The sequence below is a fragment of the Paenibacillus gansuensis genome (genome assembly GCF_042684925.1).
In the GTDB taxonomy this organism is placed as follows: Bacteria; Bacillota; Bacilli; order Paenibacillales; family DY6; genus Paenibacillus_N; species Paenibacillus_N gansuensis.
Window position 1 is genome coordinate 129,937 of sequence record NZ_JBHUME010000010.1, and the last position, 17,217, is coordinate 147,153.

Genomic DNA, 17,217 nt, shown 5'->3' on the forward strand with positions numbered 1-17,217 from the left:
GGAACATCATTACATTGGAGGTCATTGAAATGAAAAAGAAAAATGTAGTTCTCGCCCTTCTGGCAGCGACTATGGTTATTGCTGCAGGATGCGGAAACAGCGGAAACACCAATACCGCAAGTTCTAATGCGGGCAACGGCGGCAACACAGCGGCTAACAGCGGCGGCGACAAGCCGAAAATCGGTGTAGCTATTTATAAATTCGACGACACGTTCATGTCCGGCGTACGCGCTGCCATCGCAGATGCGGCTAAAGATAAAGCTGAAATGGACATCGTAGACAGCCAGAACTCCCAGCCGGAGCAAAATAACAAAGTAGACTTGTTCATCACTAAGAAATACAAAGCGATCGCGGTGAACCCGGTTGACCGTACAGCTGCCGGCGTAATCATTGATAAAGCAAAAACAGCAGGCATCCCGGTCGTATTCTTGAACCGCGAGCCGATGGCCGACGATATGAAGAAATGGGATAAAGTGTACTATGTAGGCGCGAAAGCGGAGCAGTCCGGTACGATGGAAGGCCAGCTGGTAGTCGATTACTTCAAAGCACATCCGGAAGCGGATAAGAACAAAGACGGCGTGATCCAGTACGTCATGCTGACAGGCGAGCCTGGACACCAGGATGCCGAGCTTCGTACCCAATTCTCCATTCAGGCGATTACAGACGCCGGCATGAAAGTGGAGAAGCTGGCTGAAGACACAGCGATGTGGGACCGCGTTAAGGCACAAGACAAAATGGCTTCTTTCATGGCAGCGCAAGGCGACAAAATCGAAGTTGTTCTAGCGAACAATGACGATATGGCTCTTGGCGCCATCGAAGCTCTGAAAGCGAAAGGCTACTTCAAAGACAACAAGTTTATGCCGGTTGTCGGCGTAGACGCAACAGCTCCTGCTTTGCAAGCTCTGCAAGAAGGCACGCTGCTTGGAACAGTTCTGAACGATGCGAAAAACCAAGGTGCGGCGACTACAGCACTGGCGACGGCTTTGGCGAAAGGCGAAACGCCATCCAAAGAAAACACCGGCTATGACATCACAGACGGCAAATATGTATGGATCAACTACAAAGCGATCACCAAGGACAACATTGCTGAGGCACAATGAGATAAGACCACGCACACATAGGCAGGGGAGCATCGGGCTTGCGCCGGCCCCCTGCCTTATTTTATACAGATAACTATACTGAGGTTGGACCTGCTTACAAATTGGGGAGTAATTAGGGGTGAATTAGACCATGGCTGCTGCTAACGAATTTTTGCTTGAAATGAACCGCATCTCGAAGGAGTTCCCAGGTGTGAAAGCGTTGGATGACGTAACCTTGAAGGTACGCCCGGGTTCGGTCCATGCACTGATGGGTGAGAACGGTGCAGGGAAATCGACGCTGATGAAATGCTTGTTCGGATTGTATAAGCCGGATGCCGGCGAAATTATCATTAACGGCGAGAAAGTGGAAATCAACAACTCCAAAGATGCCTTAAACCACGGGGTGTCCATGATTCACCAGGAGCTTCATCCGGTCCCGCACCGGAACGTAATGGAGAACTTATGGCTCGGAAGATTTCCGGAAAAAGGCATATGGCCTTTGAAATTTATAGATCATGCCAAAATGTACGAAGATTCGGTAGCTCTGTTCAAAGAGCTGGATATGGATATCGATCCGCACACGATTGTGGGTACGATGTCGGTATCGATGGTGCAGTCGATTGAGATTGCCAAAGCCGTCTCGTTCAAATCGAAAGTCATAGTCATGGATGAGCCGACTTCTTCACTGACCGGAGCGGAAGTGGAGCAGTTGTTTAAAATAATCAATGAACTGAGAAGCCGCGGCTGTGCGATCATTTACATTTCTCACAAAATGGAAGAGATTCTGCGGATCAGCAACGAAGTTACCATCATGCGCGACGGCAAATATATCGGAACCTGGACGGCGGCCGAGCTGACAACTGATATGATCATCGCCAAAATGGTCGGACGGGACCTGAGCTCCCGCTATCCGGAACGGACGAATGTGCCCGGCGACACGCTGATGAAGGTGGAGAACTTGACGTCTCCGAATCCGTTGTCCTTTAAAAATGTGTCTTTTGAGTTGAAAAAGGGCGAGATTCTGGGCATTGGCGGGCTTGTAGGCGCTCAGCGTACGGAAGTGATCGAGGCTTTGTTCGGGTTGAGAGCACTGAGCGAGGGTTCGATTTCCATTCACGGGAAGCCGGTGAACATCAAGTCGCCGATCGACGCGAAAAAGCACCGCATGGCGCTGCTTACGGAAGAGCGGCGGGTAACGGGGATTTTCCCGGTGCTGTCCATTGAAGAAAATGCGCTGATTGCCAATTTGGACCGATATATGAACCCTGTAGGTCTTTTGAAGGAAAACAAGTACCGTAAAGAAATCAAAGCCAGCGTAGAGAAGCTTCGCGTAAAGACGCCGAGCGTGCACGAGCTGATCCGAAATCTGTCCGGGGGAAATCAGCAGAAGGTGCTGCTGGCGCGCTGGCTTCTGACGGACCCGGAGATTTTGCTGCTGGATGAACCGACCCGGGGCATCGACGTTGGCGCGAAATACGAGATCTATTCGATCATTGCGGATTTGGCGAAGCAAGGCAAAAGTATCATCATGATCTCTTCGGAAATGCCCGAGCTGCTCGGCATGTCGGACCGGGTCATGGTCATGTGCGAAGGGCGCGTGTCCGGCATCGTGGACGGTGCTTCGGCAACGGAACAGGAAATTATGCGTCTGGCCACCAAGTACATGGCTTAATTAGGGAGGGAAACTTACATGAATGCTCAAAGAATCAGCGGATTTTTAACGAAAAATGCTATTTATATCGTCCTATTGCTGCTTATTGCGGGGATTGCGGTCTCCGACCCGACGTTCTTGTCGGTGGATATTTTGCGTGATATTCTGCTTCAAAACTCCACGAGGGCGATCATCGCTTTGGGAGCGGCCTTTATCCTGATCACAGGCGGAACGGACTTATCGTCCGGACGCGTAGTCGGCTTGTCGGCGGTCCTGTCCGCTTCCATGCTGCAAATGGCGGACTACCCGCGCAAGTTCTTCCCGAACTTGGACTCCATGCCGCTGCTGGTTCCTATCGTTCTGGCGATTCTAGCAGGTTTGATCGTAGGTTTGATTAACGGTCTTATCGTAGCAAAGCTGCGGGTTCCTCCGTTCATCGCCACCTTGGGTACGATGGTTATCGTGTACGGCGCCAACTCGTTGTACTTCGATATGAAACCGAACGAGTCCCAGCCGATCGGCAGCTTGCGCAAAGACTTTACAGAGCTGGGTACCGGCTTCTTCGGACCGAACGGCCCGTACTCCATTCCTTATGTTGTGATTATAGCGATTGTCGTAGCACTCATCGTATGGGTGATCTTCAATAAAACGCGGTTGGGCAAAAATATGTACGCAATCGGCGGAAACGAACAGGCTGCTGCGGTTTCCGGGATTAACGTAGGGCGCAACCTGATCTACATTTACTCGATCGCAGGCGCGCTTTATGGCCTGGCCGGCGTACTGGAAGCAGCAAGAACAGGCGGGGCCACAAACAACTACGGTAACATGTACGAGTTGGATGCCATCGCGGCTTGTGTCGTGGGCGGCGTTTCCACGGCCGGCGGGATTGGAACGGTTCCGGGCGTGATGGCCGGCGTCCTGATCTTCGGCGTCATCAACTACGGCTTAACCTTTATCGGTGTCAGCCCGTACTGGCAGCTAATCATCAAAGGCTTAATCATCGTCGCTGCGGTAGCATTCGATATCCGCAAATATTTGGCTAAGAAGTAAACAGGCAAGGCTGTCGGGAACGGCGGCCTTTTTTTCTATAAAACTTGTAAATGCTTACATACACAAAATGTGTTTTAGAGAGAAACCAGGGGGGTTCTTCATGAAGATAGGTCGTCTTACAAATCAGATGCGTTTTTCGTTAAGCGGGAAGATCATCAGTGCTTTTGTCGTGATTGCCCTGCTTGTTGCGTTAACCAGCGGGTTTGCCTTTTTCTCCATGCAAAAAGTGGATCGTGCATATTCAGAGTTGCTTCATAAGCACACGGACCTGGTCAACCAGGCGTCGGATGTCCAATACTATACGCAGATGCAGAACAGCGAGCTTTTTGGTTATGTTACAGATCCGACGAAAGACCGGGAAAAAGGACTGGTTCAAGCCAACGGGGAGCTGGCGAAATTGATTGATTCGATGGCGGACAAGGCTGGTCAGGAGGGGCCGCTGCGGATGGAGATTGAAAAGCTGGGAGAGTCCAATGAGACATTTGCCAGGCTTTTAAAGAAAGTAACCGATTACGTACACGCCGGACGCCCCGAACTAGCCAGGTCGGAAGCGCTGCTGTGGTCGGTGCCGAGCACTCAGGAGCTGTCGGCCTCCGCTTCTTTAATCAAAGAGCAGGAGCAAAAGATCATGGCCGGCTTGATGAGGGAAAGCGAGCGGATGGTCGCTCAAACCATCCGGCTGCTGACAGCGGTAAGCGCCGCCTCTTTGCTGCTTGCCCTCGGGATCGGGTGGTTGTTGTCCCGCATGATTGTGAGGCCGGTGAAAGCGATGGTGAAAGCAGCGGGCGACATTGCTGCCTGTGACCTGACGGCACCTGATGTACAGGTGCGGAACCGGGACGAGCTCAGGGATCTGGCCGCAGCTTTTAACGGAATGAAGGCGAACCTGCGCCATATGATTGCGGAAGTGGGGGAATCGGCTGAGCAAGTCGCCTCGGCCTCGGAGGAGCTGGATGCCCAGTCGGCGCAGATCAGCCGGTCGTCCGAGCAAATTGCGGCGATTATGCAGGAGTTGTCGACCGGCTCGGAGCTGCAGGCGGAGAGCGTAAATGAGGGGGTAGCCGTAATGGGACGAATGTCATTGGCCTCCGATGCGATCACCGGCATGGCTTCGGAGACTGATGCGAAGTCGGCGCAAGCGCTGGAGGCTGCCCTTGCAGGCCAGGAGAGCATCGGCTCCGCACAGCTGCAGATGCAGATGATCCAGCGTACAATGGACGAGCTTGCCGGCGCTGTTGAGCGGCTGGATGCCCGCTCTGGGCACATCGTCAAGGCCGCCGATCTAATCGCGGGCATCGCGAGGCAGACGAATCTGCTGGCGCTGAACGCGTCGATCGAAGCCGCGCGGGCCGGCGAGGCCGGCAAGGGCTTCGCCGTGGTCGCCGACGAGGTGCGCAAGCTGTCGATGCAGACTTCCGAGGCGGCCGGCGAAGTCGCGCAGCTGATCGGCGCAATCCGCGGCGATACGCTCGCGGTTGTGGCGTCGACCGTTGCCGGCACCCGGGAAGTCGAGGGCGGCTTGCGCAGCATGGATTCGGCGGGCGAGGCGTTCGCCCGCATTCGGGCGGCGACGGATGAGGTCGCTGCCCGAATGGGACTGATCTCCGCCGAAGCGCTGCGCGTGGCGGAGGCTTCTCATGCGGCGTCGGGTACGATCCGCCGCATTGACGTTGTGGCGCGCGAGGCGGCAGGCGGCACGCGCGAAGCGGCTTCGCATGCCGAGGGCCAGTACGCCGGCATGGAGGAGATTGCCGCCTCCGCCGCGATGCTGCGCGGCATGGCGGAAAGCTTGCAGCAGCTGATCCAGCGGTTCAAGCTGCTGCCTTAACCCGCCCCGGCGGCCTCCAGCAGCTGGAGTCTTAGCCCGTTGGCATCAACCTTAAGCCCTATCACGGCAGCTGACAGCTGGTTGCCCTGCACTTAGGTGGTGCAGTCCTCCTTTACTTGCGACAATGCCTGCGAAGAAGCAGGCTTTTGTCTTCCAAGCGTCTCAAAATAAAGAAATTCCTGCACAAAGGCAGGAATTTCTTTATTTTCATAAGCCTCATTGGAAAATTCCTGCTTTTAAGTGTCTTGAGAAATAGAGAATTAGACTGAAAAATATAGTATTAGACCGTGAAAATAAAGTTGTAGACTGCGGGTGGGCATTAAACTAACAGGCAGAATAGTTCCAATTTATGGTACAATTAAACCTTGAATAGACAACTATTAAAGCATAGCCGAAGCACTAGCTAAAGCGAAACAGCCAGCAACCGGGAATCCGGCGGCTGGCTGTTTCTCGGTACACCTGCAGAAGTTCCTGGCGACTATCGTCAAGAAGTTTATTCTCTTACTGAACCTTTTTCCTCGCGAGAGCGAATTAAGGGTTGTAACACGTTAGGGAGGAGCCCCCCATGAATGATAAAGAGTTACTTCCGTGGCTTGAAAAAGCAACGTCGGGCGACGAGTCGGCCTTTCAGTTTGTCTATCAGGCAACTCACCAAGACGTCTATCGGACGGTTGCTTTTCTCGTCTACAACAAACAGGATATTGAGGATATCGTGAATGAAGTTTACATGCGCATGTGGCGGTCGTTTCACACGTACGACCCGAACCGGCCGTTCCGGTATTGGCTGCACGGGATCATTGTACGTCAGGTCCAGGATTGGAAAAGAAAGGCCTGGCGGCGAGTTCGCCTCTTTGAACGAAAACGCCAGATGACTTGCGAACAGTTCGAGTGGACGGACAAAGCTGTCCTGCAGTCCGAAATGCAGCATGAACTGTTCAGCCTTGTCCGACAGTTGTCGTACAAACTACGTGTGGTCGTCATCCTTCGCTATTTTCACGACTATGCTCTGGAAGAAATCGCAGACATGCTGCAGATCCCCGTTGGCACAGCGAAATCCAGGCATCATATGGCACTGAAAGAACTCAGGAAACGTTTCGCATTGACGGGAGGAGACGTGTATGTCCATTGACAAGGAATTGCGTGAAGAGCTTCGCCAGGCGGCAGATTCGTTGCACTGCCCACCCGATTTGTATGGACGTGTCCGACAGTCCTATCAACACTATATTAACGAAAAGAGAGGTAGATCTCCCATGAACAAACGCATCCTGGCAGGCATTACCGCAGTAGCAATCCTTATCCCGTCTGCCGCATTTGCTGCTTCCTATCTGGCCGATGATATTTTCGGTTCTTCTAAGAACATTGAACAGCATGGTGGTACACAGGAAGATTTTCAAGAGATTGAAGGAATGCTTCAGGCAGCAAAAGGCAAGCTCACGGAAGACGAATTCAAGGAGTACATGGAGCTGACCAAGCAGTTGATGCAATTAAAGCTAAAGATCACCGATGAAAATGGGGTCAAACATGAGGAGAATTTAACCAAAGAAGAGCAGCAGACGTTTGAGCAGCTCTCCTCCAGGCTTGCCCCGTACTTCGAGAAGATAAACGGAACCACCAAACCTTAAGAGAATGAAGCAGGGACCCGTCGATGAGGATTGGTTCCCTTTTTTCTTGACCTGGGGTAGTAACTGCGAAGCTGTTACCAGTGGCAAAGTAGGATCTGAAATGAAAAGTGAATAATTGGCACTGGTATCAAAAATCATTTTTATCCTGCAGTAGATTTACAAAATTATGATAAAATATGGCGTGGGATATTTAACCAGAGGGACACGGAGGAATGCTCATGGCATGGCCAACTCATATTGTTGCTGTTAGCGGAATTGTGGAAAATGAACAAGGACAAATCCTTTTAGTGAAGACTCAACATGGCGGTTGGGTGTGCCCAGGTGGGCAAGTTGAAGTAGGTGAAAACCTAATGGATGCTTTGATTCGAGAGATAAAAGAGGAGAGCGGAATAGAAGTGGTAGTTTCGCATATATTCGGAGTCTTCTCGAATACAGGAGTTCATAAATGGCATGACGGTGTTACTGGTGTGCCAACGAAAGTGATGTTGGATTTTGTCTGTAAGCCCGTTGGCGGGCAGTTATGTACGTCTGAAGAGACATCAGATTGCCGTTGGGTCGCAAAGGACCAAGCGCTTAATTTAATTACAGCCCCAGCTATCCGTGCACGTTATCAGGCTTACCTAGAATTTGATGGGAAAACGCAATACATAGATTATGTTACTAAACCAAACTTTGAAGTGAAATTGAACCGAACCATTTAATCTTTAAGCTACGGACACGATAGCTTAATCATTACATCACGGCAGTCGGCCAAACGTCGGCTGCCGTTGTTCATTGAAGTAACTGGCAGCATACCTCTAACGTATGGCAGACACGCTAAGCTAACGGGCAGTATAGCGGAATTCAGATGGAGGATCAGAATTGTGGTCTAGGTGAAGACTTTTTTGCATCCTACAGTCCCACAAATTTCCTTATGTACAACACCGTTCCATGACAAACTATCTGGTGAAATTCTAAGAAAATGGGAGTATTCAAGAGCAAATTGTTTCCCCATAGAGGGAGTTGTATTAGCTTAGCAAACCATCTTAACATCTATGTGACTAAATTAAAGGGCACCACATCACACATCAGGTGCCCAGTAGTTTATTCAAAGTTGTGAATTGCTGCCTGTTTACTTGGCAAATATTTTGGAGTGTGGCTTTCTTAGGCATTCTCCAATGTAATGGGGTTAACTGCAAAAAGGGAATGAATATTACCTTCTGGATCCGCAAAGAAGCCCGTTGTATGCCCCCAGGACATCACCTTTGGTGCTGTTATCCCTGTAGCTCCTTTTGAAACAAAATCATCATACAATAGCTGGACATCCTCAGGGGAATCGCATTGGAAGTTAAGCTCAAAGGCTTGCCCTTTTCGCTCCTCTAAAAAAGAATGGTGATTGTTTGTATTATCTGCCATCAAAGGTGCCGAAAAAATAGCTAGACGAATACCATCACTCTCAAATTCTGTGTAATGCTTCTCTTCAATAATAACCTTAAATCCAAGGACATCACTATAAAACCTGGTCAATCTAGGAACATCAAGCGCCAAAACGGTGATTCCTTCTAATTTAACTCTCATGCCAATACCTTTACCCCTTCAATATCAAATATTTAATCAATCCTGGATTTCTATGAAGATAAAATGTGTAAATCTATAATAACATGAAGCGAGTTATTAAAGTCATCGGAAATATATCCTTTAAACTCAATTCCAGGAGTGGAATACGTGAAAACTAGGGGCTAAGGGAAAGAACAAAGCAAAAGGGATGTAGTTGCTTATGAAAGAAGCTTTTTCAGGATTGTGTACCATAGAGGTACGTTATCTAAGACTTTATGGGGAACGTTAGTTTAATGAAAACAGCGGCAGTCTAAGACTTTATTTTTTAGTCTTGGTCCGCCGCTGTTTTATTTTTTTGCCAGTCTAATACTTAATTTTTGAAAGCTAACTATTTTTGAACCTCATAATCCCCGTTATATCAAGTTGTTCAGTCTAAAACTTTATTTTCAATGGACATTCACAAGGCATGCTAAGCGATATTGAGCGTGGAAATGGTTATCCCTCTTGTGTGACCATTATTGCCCTTAAAATGGCCTTTAAATGCGATTTGAATTGGCTAATAGATGAAGAGTCGGATGCTGAAGCCAAAAATCAATTGTTTGGCGTGAATATCAAGAGAATGCATTAATTCAGTTACTTCGATCTTTACCCGACATGGAAAAAGATGAGCTTCTTCAAATAGCTGAAATAAAAGCGTTAGGCGGCCGAAGAATAAGCTCGCTACAAAAGCAGCGAATGAAGATCTTAAAAAGCCGAATACGGGGACCATAAAGAACAAATAACGCCGAAAGCGTTATACAAGCCGCTTGGCCGAGCGTTCTTTTTTTTCATATCAGGCTTTCTCATGCCGTTTGGACCAGACCGAGTATCCCAACCAAGCAAGACCTAACGCTACAGGCACCGCCAGTATCCGATCGTACGGATGATGGATCAGCGAAGACAGTGGAAGGGGCAAAAGAGTCCCGATGGCAAGCAGACCGGCAGCCCAGCGCGACAGAATGCCTGCGCGGAGCGTTGCGATGCCGAACAGCAGCCCGCCGAGCAAATACGTGACCCCTGTTACCGAATAGATCGTTTCGAGGTTCCCGACATTTATATCGCCGACATTGCCGCTCGGGATTCCCAACATGCCCTCGACAAAGATTGGCGATTCGGCAGCGAGCGGTGGCGAGACAAAGGCTTCGATGAATTGAAAAGCCATTGTGAGCGCATAGAAGAGGCTAATCAGGAGATAGCCGGTGAAACCCAGCCAACCGGCCTTCTCCACTTGCCGGGCGTAGATCCCCGTAATGCCGAGCAACCCTAGAAAGCACATGGCGACGCCCATGTAGTGGACGATTGCCCATCGATCGGTTTTGACTGACGAAAGAATATCGGCAGGATGGATCATCTGAATTACGATAAAGAGGATCCCTGCCAAAATAGCGGCTATACCTGCGTAACGGATTAGATTCGAGGCTGTTATCGCGGCACCCCGGTTGGTTTGCATGTGCTCGCTCCCCTTAATGACTGCGGTTTGTTGATTCGTGATCATGTGTTAGTCTCCTTTTTTTCGAATGATTGGATCTTTGTTCTTGTTGACATTCGGACCATTCGCCCAATTGGGATCAACCTGGAGGACCGATACCAAAGGCAAGCCGAGATCACGAACTTTCCTGAGCAAGCCGTATAATGCGGGCTGATCGACTACTTGAACAGTGAGGATGGTTGTCCCGTCGCTTTCGTGGGTGAGGTTAAGCCCCTCGAAGAGGTAAGTCCACCGGACATCAAGGTGACCCTTGAGGCGAATTTCATAAAGATCAGGTTTGTGATGTTCCTCTGTGGAACTCTGTGTTTCACTCATTTTTTACCTCCTTCATGTTCCTCCCGTGGATGCATCTCCACGTCGTTTCTTGTGTTCCTACGTAGTTAAAAATACATGCTCATGTGGTGAGACGGCATCACAACATGTGGTGATTGACGTGGTGATTTTTTCTACATTGGACTTGATGAAATTAAAAAAACGCCCGGCAATTTTGCCAGGGCGGGGGGCTGAACTATTCAAGCTCACTTTAACAGATCGAGTTCCTCAGCGCGTCGGACAGCTGCCCGACGGTTGTTTACCTCAAGCTTCACGTAAATGTGCTTGGTATGGGTCCGCAGGGTGTTCAGGGACACCATAAGTTGGCGGGCTATATCCGGGCCACTCAAGTCGGTTCCGAGCAGACGAAGCACGACACGTTCACGTTCGCTCAGCGGTTCGCTCAGTGGTTCGTGAATAACCGGTTTGGCAATCATTCTGCCCTCTTCTTTCCCAAATGCCGTCAGGAGGCGTTGGACATAGTTCGGGGATATCCCCTCTTTCACAGCCGCTTTTATCAGGACCTCCATTGGCAGACCTTCGTCTGCAAAGATTCTGACGTAGCCTTCCGGCTCGGCAAGCGTCAAGGCTCGTTTCAGAAGCAAAAGAGCTGCAGGGATATCGCCTTGCATATGGTAAGCAATTGCCTGCACGACCAGGATTTCGATCGCGCTTCCCGTCCTTCCGCCTTCTTCCGCTGCTTGAAGGAGGCGCTCCAGGAGACCGACCGCCTCAAGCATGGTTCGATCTGCACGGTCACTCTTATATTGGGCCAGAATTACCCTGGCCAGGGTGATGTGCTCGAATTCGCGCAGGTAGCACAGATCGTCCATGGCGGACAGGCCCTGCTCCCGTGCCCAATCGAGGGCTTCACCTAACCTCCCCTGCTTAACCCGCACCCTCGCCTTTAAAGCCGCTGCAGGCCGTACATTTAGGAAAAAGTCATCCACGTACAGGGACTCCGCCTCGCAGAGAAGATCGAGTGCGTCGTTCAAATCCCCTTCGGCCTCCCGTATTCGAGCCATTGCGACTCGCCAGCGATACCGGAATTGCGGGAACCCGGTGTGCTCACCGTGCTCCTTGCTTCTTAACAAGTTCCGCGTGGCGGCTTCTAGATCGTCATACTCGCGGCAGAGTTCGCTCATTCCTACGTAAATGTCTGCCGTTCCCCGCTGATCAGGCTCGCCATGTTCCGCCGCAAGCTGCAATCCCCGCTCATATATATACTTCGCCTCGCGGAGTCTGCCTTGCGCTATCCGTATTTCAGCTAGAGCTATGGAGCCATTGATCGCGTCGGAAATAGCCCCGGCCAGCTGCACACTGGCTATGCCACCGGCAAACATCCGGCGCGCCTCCTCGAGATCCCCGTTCCTCCATAATATGAGTCCCAAGAGCGCAGTCGCCGCTCCCCGCGGAAGATGGTCATTCACGGGCACGAGGTCGAGTGCTTGTCGCGCGTATTTCGTGGCGGCGGTCACATCACCTTGAACCAAGGCTAGTCCAGCCCGGTAAACGGCGATCAAACCCGGGAGACGGCGAAATTCCTCTTCGTCCACAACGACCATGTTGGCCGGGTGGCCTTGCTGTCGTTCACCTAGATCTGATGTTGTCTCCAGCCATTGTTCGGCGTCTCGCAGTCGGTCCTCAACGACATCTAATTTGCCTCCGGCCAGCAGCGCCCCGGCATACCAAACGCTGAGCACAGGTCTGTAACGGACCAGCTCGTCGGGGAGCGCCTTCAACCATTTCAACATTGCAGTTTCCTGTCTGCTCCTGCGCAAGGCTGGTATGGCCAGCTCGACCAGGTCCGCCGCTCGCGCGAAATCCTCGGCTGCCAGTGCATGGCGGATCGCATCATCCGCCAAGTCGTGCTGCTCGTACCATATGCTCGCGCGTCGATGAAGCGCAGCTACCTGATCGGGCTGATCCGACCTTAAATGCGCATAGAGAACCTCGGCAAAAAGGTGATGATAACGATACCATTGGCGCCTATCATCCAGCGGAACGACAAAGAAGTTGCCTCGCTCCAGAAACTGGAGCCGCGCTATGCCTTCCTCCTGGGTGGTGACGGCTTCGCATAACGGACCATGCAATCGGTCGAGAATGGAGGTTTGAAGCAAGAAGCTCCGGATCGGGTCGGGCTGACGCTGCAGAACCTCTTCGACCAGATAGTCCATAATGTACCGATTGTCTCCGGCGAATTCCCGAATGAACGCAGGAATGTCTTTGCGACCCTGCATGGTGAGCGCTGCCAGCTGAAGCCCCGCGATCCAGCCTTCAGTACGCGTCTCCAGAGCAGTCATTTCGTCTGCCGTAAGTCCCAATTCCATCACCTGACTGAGGAATGCGGCCGCTTCACCGGGAGTAAAACGCAGGTCGGTGTCGCGCAACTCGGTCAAGTGGCTCCGGGCGCGTAACCGGCCCAAGGAAAGTTGCGGATTTTCGCGGGTGGCGATGACCAGGTGCATTTGAGGAGGGAGATGCTCGAGTAGGAAGTTGCAAGCATCGTCGATCCATCTAGTATCAATTACATGGTAGTCGTCCAGGACGAGGACGAATTTGTACGGGAGAGCTGAGATTTCATTGAGCAAGATCGTTAGAATCGATTCGGTTGACAGTGGCTGCGGGGATTTGAGCGCACTAACCGCGCCACCTCCAAAATTGTCCTCAATCGACTGCAGAGCAGCGACAAGGTGAGACAGGAAGCGCGTAGAGTCGCTATCCCCTTCGTCCAACGACAACCATGCGACAGGTCGATCGCAACCAGCGACCCATTCGCTGACCAGCGTAGTCTTGCCAAAGCCGGCTGAGGCAGAGATGAGTGTCAGCTTGCGGTTCAGACCCTCGTTCAGCCGATCGATCAAGCGCGGCCTTTGGACAACTTTAGTCCGCGGCATGGGGATATACAATTTTGTGGCTAAAATAGAAATATTCATAGATTTATACCCACTTGTCCAGCAATTACTCGTAAAGTGGTCTTTCCACCTCCGGACTGCTTCGTCTGAGTTTAGAATAATCTATTTTCCCCTTCTGTACAATTGGATCGGGAATGGGATCAAAGCATTTGACATCCGACAAGAACCGCGTAACAGCGCGGTTCTTGTCGCGAAGACATATGTACAAATTAAAGAGTTGAATTTTTCTGTGGTTAGCAAAGAGTGGTCAGTTATTTTATTTGATAAAAAAGACGTAGACAAAAAAGAAGTTAGTGTTTTCATTAAGGATTAAACCTAAATTACGAGAGCTGTCAGAGGGCAAGAACATATAAAGTAATCTTCGCCTAAGTCCACATGCATTTCTTTACGAGTTAAGAGATAATACGTGAGTTCTCAACATACCAAGGGCCACATTTATTGCGGCTCGCTTTTTGCCTTTTCGCGCTGCTGCGCGTCTATACATGGCGCTGAGTTAGTTCGTTGACGCTGCAACAGAATGGGCGCGAAGAACCTTCATAGGTGAAAGTCCATTACGCTATCTGGGAACGATAGTTTAATGAAAACAGCGGCAGTCTAAGACTTTATTTTTCAGTCTTGGTCCGCCGCTGTTTTATTTTTTTGCCAGTCTAATTCTTAATTTTCGAAAGCTAACTATTTTTGAACCTCATTATCCCCGTTATTCAAGTTGTTCAGTCTAAAACTTTATTTTCTCAAGACATTAGCGAGAATAATGTACCATGGATGGTCGATGTACTTACAAGTTATTAGGGAAAATGTAAAGTACCGAATAGGGCGCGATTTCCTACTACCGCAGAGTCAGCTTCGGGAACAAGCCCTGCTTGAGTTCCTACTCAGTACAGGCTGCCGAGTTAGAGAGGTTCAGGAGGGGCATAAAGCGCCGCAACTTTTTCCGGCTGCCTCTCGTTTAGGAGATATTCCTGAGAAAAAGGAGATACAACATGAGACGATTTACAAAGAATATCACAATTACAGGTATTGCCGCGGTAATAGGGCTTATTCCCGCGATGAACGCCATACCGGCTGAAGCGGCGGTATCGCCACCGAGCGTAAGGTTCCAATTGAATACCCACTTCTATTCGAATAATTCGGGCAAGCACACGCTTGCCGTGGCTCCTTATACGGTTGGCAACACCTTGATGGTTCCCTTAAGGGCGCTGGCGGAGTCCATGTCCGCGACCGCCGGGTGGAGCAAGTCTAGCGGGACAGTTACGATTACAGGCAAGACATTCGGGAAGATTTCAGCAAAAGTAAACGATACGTTTCTGATCGACGGTAAGGGAAATAAGCGGAAAATCCCTGAACGTGTAGCGATCAGGAAAGGAACGGTGTTCGTGCCCGTTCGAAGCATCGCGCAGGCGATGGACTTGTCGGTATCATGGAATAAAGCGGACAAGTCGGTCACGATTAAGGGCGCCCTGGGTGATAAAAACCAGCTGTCGTTCCACAGCAAATTTGAACAAGGGCTCGATGGCTGGACAGGCGGTTTTGCCGACCTGCCGGTGGATTACAATAAGGAGATTTATGAGCTGAGCTTCGGGAAGGAAAAGATCCCTCAGGATGCGGGAAGCGTCGTGAATTACGGGCTCAAGCTGAACGGGGTGAACCGGAGCGACGATCTGTTTATGTATATCACACGTAAGTACGATGGCTTGAGGAAAAATACGACTTACATCGCGAAGCTGAAGTTCGATATGTATACGAGCGAATCGGGAGGCATGATCGGGATCGGGGGCGCTCCGGCCGAAGCAGTATACATCAAGGCCGGGGTTCTTTCCAAAGCGCCGAAGGTCATCGAGGAGAAGAACGGAGATGGGGCATACTTCCGGATGAATCTGGACAAAGGTAATCAGGGTACGGAAGGGCCGGGAGTGAAGATTGTCGGAAATGCGGTCAAACCCGACTCCGGGAAGGAAGGCTTCCAGCGCGTGCAAATGACGTACGAGGCGAAAGTGACGACGAACGAAAACGGGGAACTGCATTTGCTGATCGGCAGCGACTCCGGTTATGAAGGGCGGACAACCTTGTATTTTGACAATATCCATTTTACGCTCGAGAAATAAATGAACCAACGGGATGACTCCGATTCGATTGGACCGGGGTCATCCCGTTTCGCGTCTAGCTGAAACCTTGAACGTAAAATTTGTGATAACTACACGACCTTGTTTTCCGAGGATAATTTTGTTGGGTAACAAAAAACATTATCTCATTTATGTTCTTCATCCCGACGATGATATTGGTTAGCTTGTAGTAAGCTAGTTAGTCACCGATCCAGTGCTTTTCATGAATTGATTTTGTTAAACTTGTGCCTTAAACTTATATTAGAGTGACCTCCTGATGTGGGATTTTAAGGGCTATAGACCCGTTACCTACTCCCATCGTACCGAGAGCGCTCTTTTTTATTCAAAGTCCAAATTTTTCGTTTCACACGATTCTAACGGATAAGGATAGTGCAAATCGCGATCGAAGGAGGGACTCAATGGCTGCGACTTGGAACGGCCATAGTCAGAAGATGGTGATACGATGCATCGCAAGCATGCTATAGAGATGGTAAAGAGCTATACTTTTGATGAATTGATGGATTGGAAAAAGCATGTATTGTTTTGTTTGCAGTGGCACAAGAAGGACAATAATCGAATTGAAATCGAAGATTGTGAATTCTTGCTTAAGGAAATCGAAGATCAAATGTTAAAATTAAAACCAAAAGACACTTAATATCCATGAAAAAGGATCATGAATTTAATGAAGACAAGATGATGCTGGATATCCCTCGATTCGCAGAATTACCACTGAGCGATGACGAAACATTTAGCTCATTCATTCCTGACCATCTTCGTATGTTTATGTTTGTTACCAATAACCAAAATGAGATTGCTAAAATGCAAGTAATAATAAATGGATGGAAATTGGAGCAAATGTTTATTCCTTATAAGGCGAGTGTTGCTTGGGTCGATTTTCCCGAAACCGATAATAGCCTATATGAATTTCAAAATTACAAGTATTATGATAAAGACGGAAATCTAATAAAAGAGATCAATTGGTTTGTTGAACTAACAGAGAACGTTAGTGAAATAACCAGGGAGCAGATCGCCGCGGCAGCTGCTCCCTGGTTTTTCATTGAAGTAACGGGCAGTTTAACGTGGCGCCAGTCAGTGTAGAAGAAAATGCAATTACAATAGAATATCGAAAACGTTGGGTAGGAAATCATGTGAACTGATTGGAATTAATATACAATCTCATGTTATCTAGGAGGTTCTTAAAATGGCATTCCCAACACATATTGTATCAGCGGGCGGAATTGTAGAAGATGGAAATGGAAATATTTTATTAGTTAAAGCTCACGACGATGGTTGGGTGTATCCAGGGGGGATAACTGAGGTTGGAGAGAATCTAATTGATGGCGTGCTTCGTGAAATTAAAGAAGAAAGTGGAATCGACGCGACCGTAAGTCACTTAGTTAATGTAATATCCAATACCGCGGTCCACAAGTGGTATGACGGTGTGACTGATGTTCCTACGAAGGTCATGTTTGATTTCGTGTGCAGAGTTGTTGGCGGAGAACTAACTACTTCTGATGAAACGAGTGATTGCAAATGGGTACCAAAGGAAAATGTTCTAGATTTCATCACTTTACCTGCAATTCGTTTGCGTTATGAA

15 protein-coding genes are annotated in these 17,217 nt (G+C 49.6%); 11 read left to right on the forward strand and 4 right to left on the reverse strand.

The window, feature by feature from the left end; genetic code table 11:
- Positions 1-29: 29 nt before the first annotated feature.
- The 7 genes from ACFSUF_RS17145 to ACFSUF_RS17175 all read left to right on the forward strand — a co-directional run bounded on the left by ACFSUF_RS17145 (position 30) and on the right by ACFSUF_RS17175 (position 7,931).
- Positions 30-1,100: a galactose ABC transporter substrate-binding protein gene (locus tag ACFSUF_RS17145; RefSeq protein WP_377604676.1), complete on the forward strand. Its 1,071-nt coding sequence runs from the start codon at positions 30-32 to the stop codon at positions 1,098-1,100.
- Positions 1,101-1,230: 130 nt separating this feature from the next.
- On the forward strand, positions 1,231-2,751 hold the full coding sequence (locus ACFSUF_RS17150) for a sugar ABC transporter ATP-binding protein (protein ID WP_377604678.1): 1,521 nt from the start codon (positions 1,231-1,233) through the stop codon (positions 2,749-2,751).
- A gap of 18 nt (positions 2,752-2,769) precedes the next feature.
- The gene (gene mglC, locus ACFSUF_RS17155) at positions 2,770-3,780 is read left to right on the forward strand and encodes a galactose/methyl galactoside ABC transporter permease MglC (protein ID WP_377604680.1); all 1,011 of its coding nucleotides are present in this window, start codon (positions 2,770-2,772) and stop codon (positions 3,778-3,780) included.
- Positions 3,781-3,880: 100 nt separating this feature from the next.
- On the forward strand, positions 3,881-5,608 hold the full coding sequence (locus tag ACFSUF_RS17160) for a methyl-accepting chemotaxis protein (protein ID WP_377604682.1): 1,728 nt from the start codon (positions 3,881-3,883) through the stop codon (positions 5,606-5,608).
- A 565-nt stretch (positions 5,609-6,173) separates the two neighbouring features.
- Positions 6,174-6,737: a sigma-70 family RNA polymerase sigma factor gene (locus ACFSUF_RS17165; protein ID WP_377604684.1), complete on the forward strand. Its 564-nt coding sequence runs from the start codon at positions 6,174-6,176 to the stop codon at positions 6,735-6,737.
- Positions 6,727-7,230: a DUF3600 domain-containing protein gene (locus ACFSUF_RS17170; protein WP_377604686.1), complete on the forward strand. Its 504-nt coding sequence runs from the start codon at positions 6,727-6,729 to the stop codon at positions 7,228-7,230. The genes ACFSUF_RS17165 and ACFSUF_RS17170 overlap by 11 nt, the downstream gene beginning before the upstream one ends.
- 218 nt (positions 7,231-7,448) lie before the next feature.
- Positions 7,449-7,931: an NUDIX hydrolase gene (locus tag ACFSUF_RS17175; RefSeq protein WP_377604688.1), complete on the forward strand. Its 483-nt coding sequence runs from the start codon at positions 7,449-7,451 to the stop codon at positions 7,929-7,931.
- Between the two features lie 442 nt (positions 7,932-8,373).
- Here ACFSUF_RS17175 and ACFSUF_RS17180 read toward each other — a convergent pair whose 3' ends face one another.
- From ACFSUF_RS17180 to ACFSUF_RS17195, 4 genes are all read right to left on the reverse strand, one after another.
- Entirely contained in the window at positions 8,374-8,787 is a 414-nt protein-coding gene (locus tag ACFSUF_RS17180) for a VOC family protein (protein ID WP_377604690.1), read from the reverse strand.
- 811 nt (positions 8,788-9,598) lie between these two features.
- Positions 9,599-10,300 (reverse strand): hypothetical protein, encoded by a 702-nt coding sequence (locus ACFSUF_RS17185; protein ID WP_377604692.1) that lies wholly within the window; start codon positions 10,298-10,300, stop codon positions 9,599-9,601.
- A gap of 3 nt (positions 10,301-10,303) precedes the next feature.
- Entirely contained in the window at positions 10,304-10,609 is a 306-nt protein-coding gene (locus tag ACFSUF_RS17190; RefSeq protein ID WP_377604694.1) for a hypothetical protein, read from the reverse strand.
- A gap of 203 nt (positions 10,610-10,812) precedes the next feature.
- Positions 10,813-13,341 carry a LuxR C-terminal-related transcriptional regulator gene (locus tag ACFSUF_RS17195; RefSeq protein WP_377604696.1) on the reverse strand — a complete coding sequence of 843 codons (2,529 nt, stop codon included), beginning with the start codon at positions 13,339-13,341 and terminating at the stop codon, positions 10,813-10,815.
- A 1,160-nt stretch (positions 13,342-14,501) separates the two neighbouring features.
- Between ACFSUF_RS17195 and ACFSUF_RS17200 the strand changes: the two genes are divergently transcribed.
- The 4 genes from ACFSUF_RS17200 to ACFSUF_RS17215 all read left to right on the forward strand — a co-directional run.
- Positions 14,502-15,623 (forward strand): copper amine oxidase N-terminal domain-containing protein, encoded by a 1,122-nt coding sequence (locus ACFSUF_RS17200; RefSeq protein WP_377604698.1) that lies wholly within the window; start codon positions 14,502-14,504, stop codon positions 15,621-15,623.
- 460 nt (positions 15,624-16,083) lie between these two features.
- Entirely contained in the window at positions 16,084-16,275 is a 192-nt protein-coding gene (locus ACFSUF_RS17205; protein WP_377604700.1) for a hypothetical protein, read from the forward strand.
- 5 nt (positions 16,276-16,280) lie between these two features.
- Positions 16,281-16,718, forward strand: coding sequence for a hypothetical protein (locus ACFSUF_RS17210; RefSeq protein WP_377604702.1), 438 nt, complete (start codon positions 16,281-16,283; stop codon positions 16,716-16,718).
- A 103-nt stretch (positions 16,719-16,821) separates the two neighbouring features.
- Positions 16,822-17,217 (forward strand): NUDIX hydrolase (locus ACFSUF_RS17215; RefSeq protein WP_377604704.1); only part of this gene is annotated, 396 nt, incomplete at its 3' end.

What these genes read in the sequence shown, in the direction of transcription:
- ACFSUF_RS17205 (WP_377604700.1), top strand. Translation starts at nt 16,084, where the DNA reads ATGCATCGCAAGCATGCTATAGAGATGGTAAAGAGCTATACTTTTGAT.
- mglC (WP_377604680.1), top strand. Translation starts at nt 2,770, where the DNA reads ATGAATGCTCAAAGAATCAGCGGATTTTTAACGAAAAATGCTATTTAT.
- ACFSUF_RS17160 (WP_377604682.1), top strand. Translation starts at nt 3,881, where the DNA reads ATGAAGATAGGTCGTCTTACAAATCAGATGCGTTTTTCGTTAAGCGGG.
- ACFSUF_RS17145 (WP_377604676.1), top strand. Translation starts at nt 30, where the DNA reads ATGAAAAAGAAAAATGTAGTTCTCGCCCTTCTGGCAGCGACTATGGTT.
- ACFSUF_RS17210 (WP_377604702.1), top strand. Translation starts at nt 16,281, where the DNA reads ATGAAAAAGGATCATGAATTTAATGAAGACAAGATGATGCTGGATATC.
- ACFSUF_RS17170 (WP_377604686.1), top strand. Translation starts at nt 6,727, where the DNA reads ATGTCCATTGACAAGGAATTGCGTGAAGAGCTTCGCCAGGCGGCAGAT.
- ACFSUF_RS17200 (WP_377604698.1), top strand. Translation starts at nt 14,502, where the DNA reads ATGAGACGATTTACAAAGAATATCACAATTACAGGTATTGCCGCGGTA.
- ACFSUF_RS17150 (WP_377604678.1), top strand. Translation starts at nt 1,231, where the DNA reads ATGGCTGCTGCTAACGAATTTTTGCTTGAAATGAACCGCATCTCGAAG.
- ACFSUF_RS17180 (WP_377604690.1), bottom strand. Translation starts at nt 8,787, where the DNA reads ATGAGAGTTAAATTAGAAGGAATCACCGTTTTGGCGCTTGATGTTCCT.
- ACFSUF_RS17190 (WP_377604694.1), bottom strand. Translation starts at nt 10,609, where the DNA reads ATGAGTGAAACACAGAGTTCCACAGAGGAACATCACAAACCTGATCTT.
- ACFSUF_RS17175 (WP_377604688.1), top strand. Translation starts at nt 7,449, where the DNA reads ATGGCATGGCCAACTCATATTGTTGCTGTTAGCGGAATTGTGGAAAAT.
- ACFSUF_RS17165 (WP_377604684.1), top strand. Translation starts at nt 6,174, where the DNA reads ATGAATGATAAAGAGTTACTTCCGTGGCTTGAAAAAGCAACGTCGGGC.
- ACFSUF_RS17185 (WP_377604692.1), bottom strand. Translation starts at nt 10,300, where the DNA reads ATGATCACGAATCAACAAACCGCAGTCATTAAGGGGAGCGAGCACATG.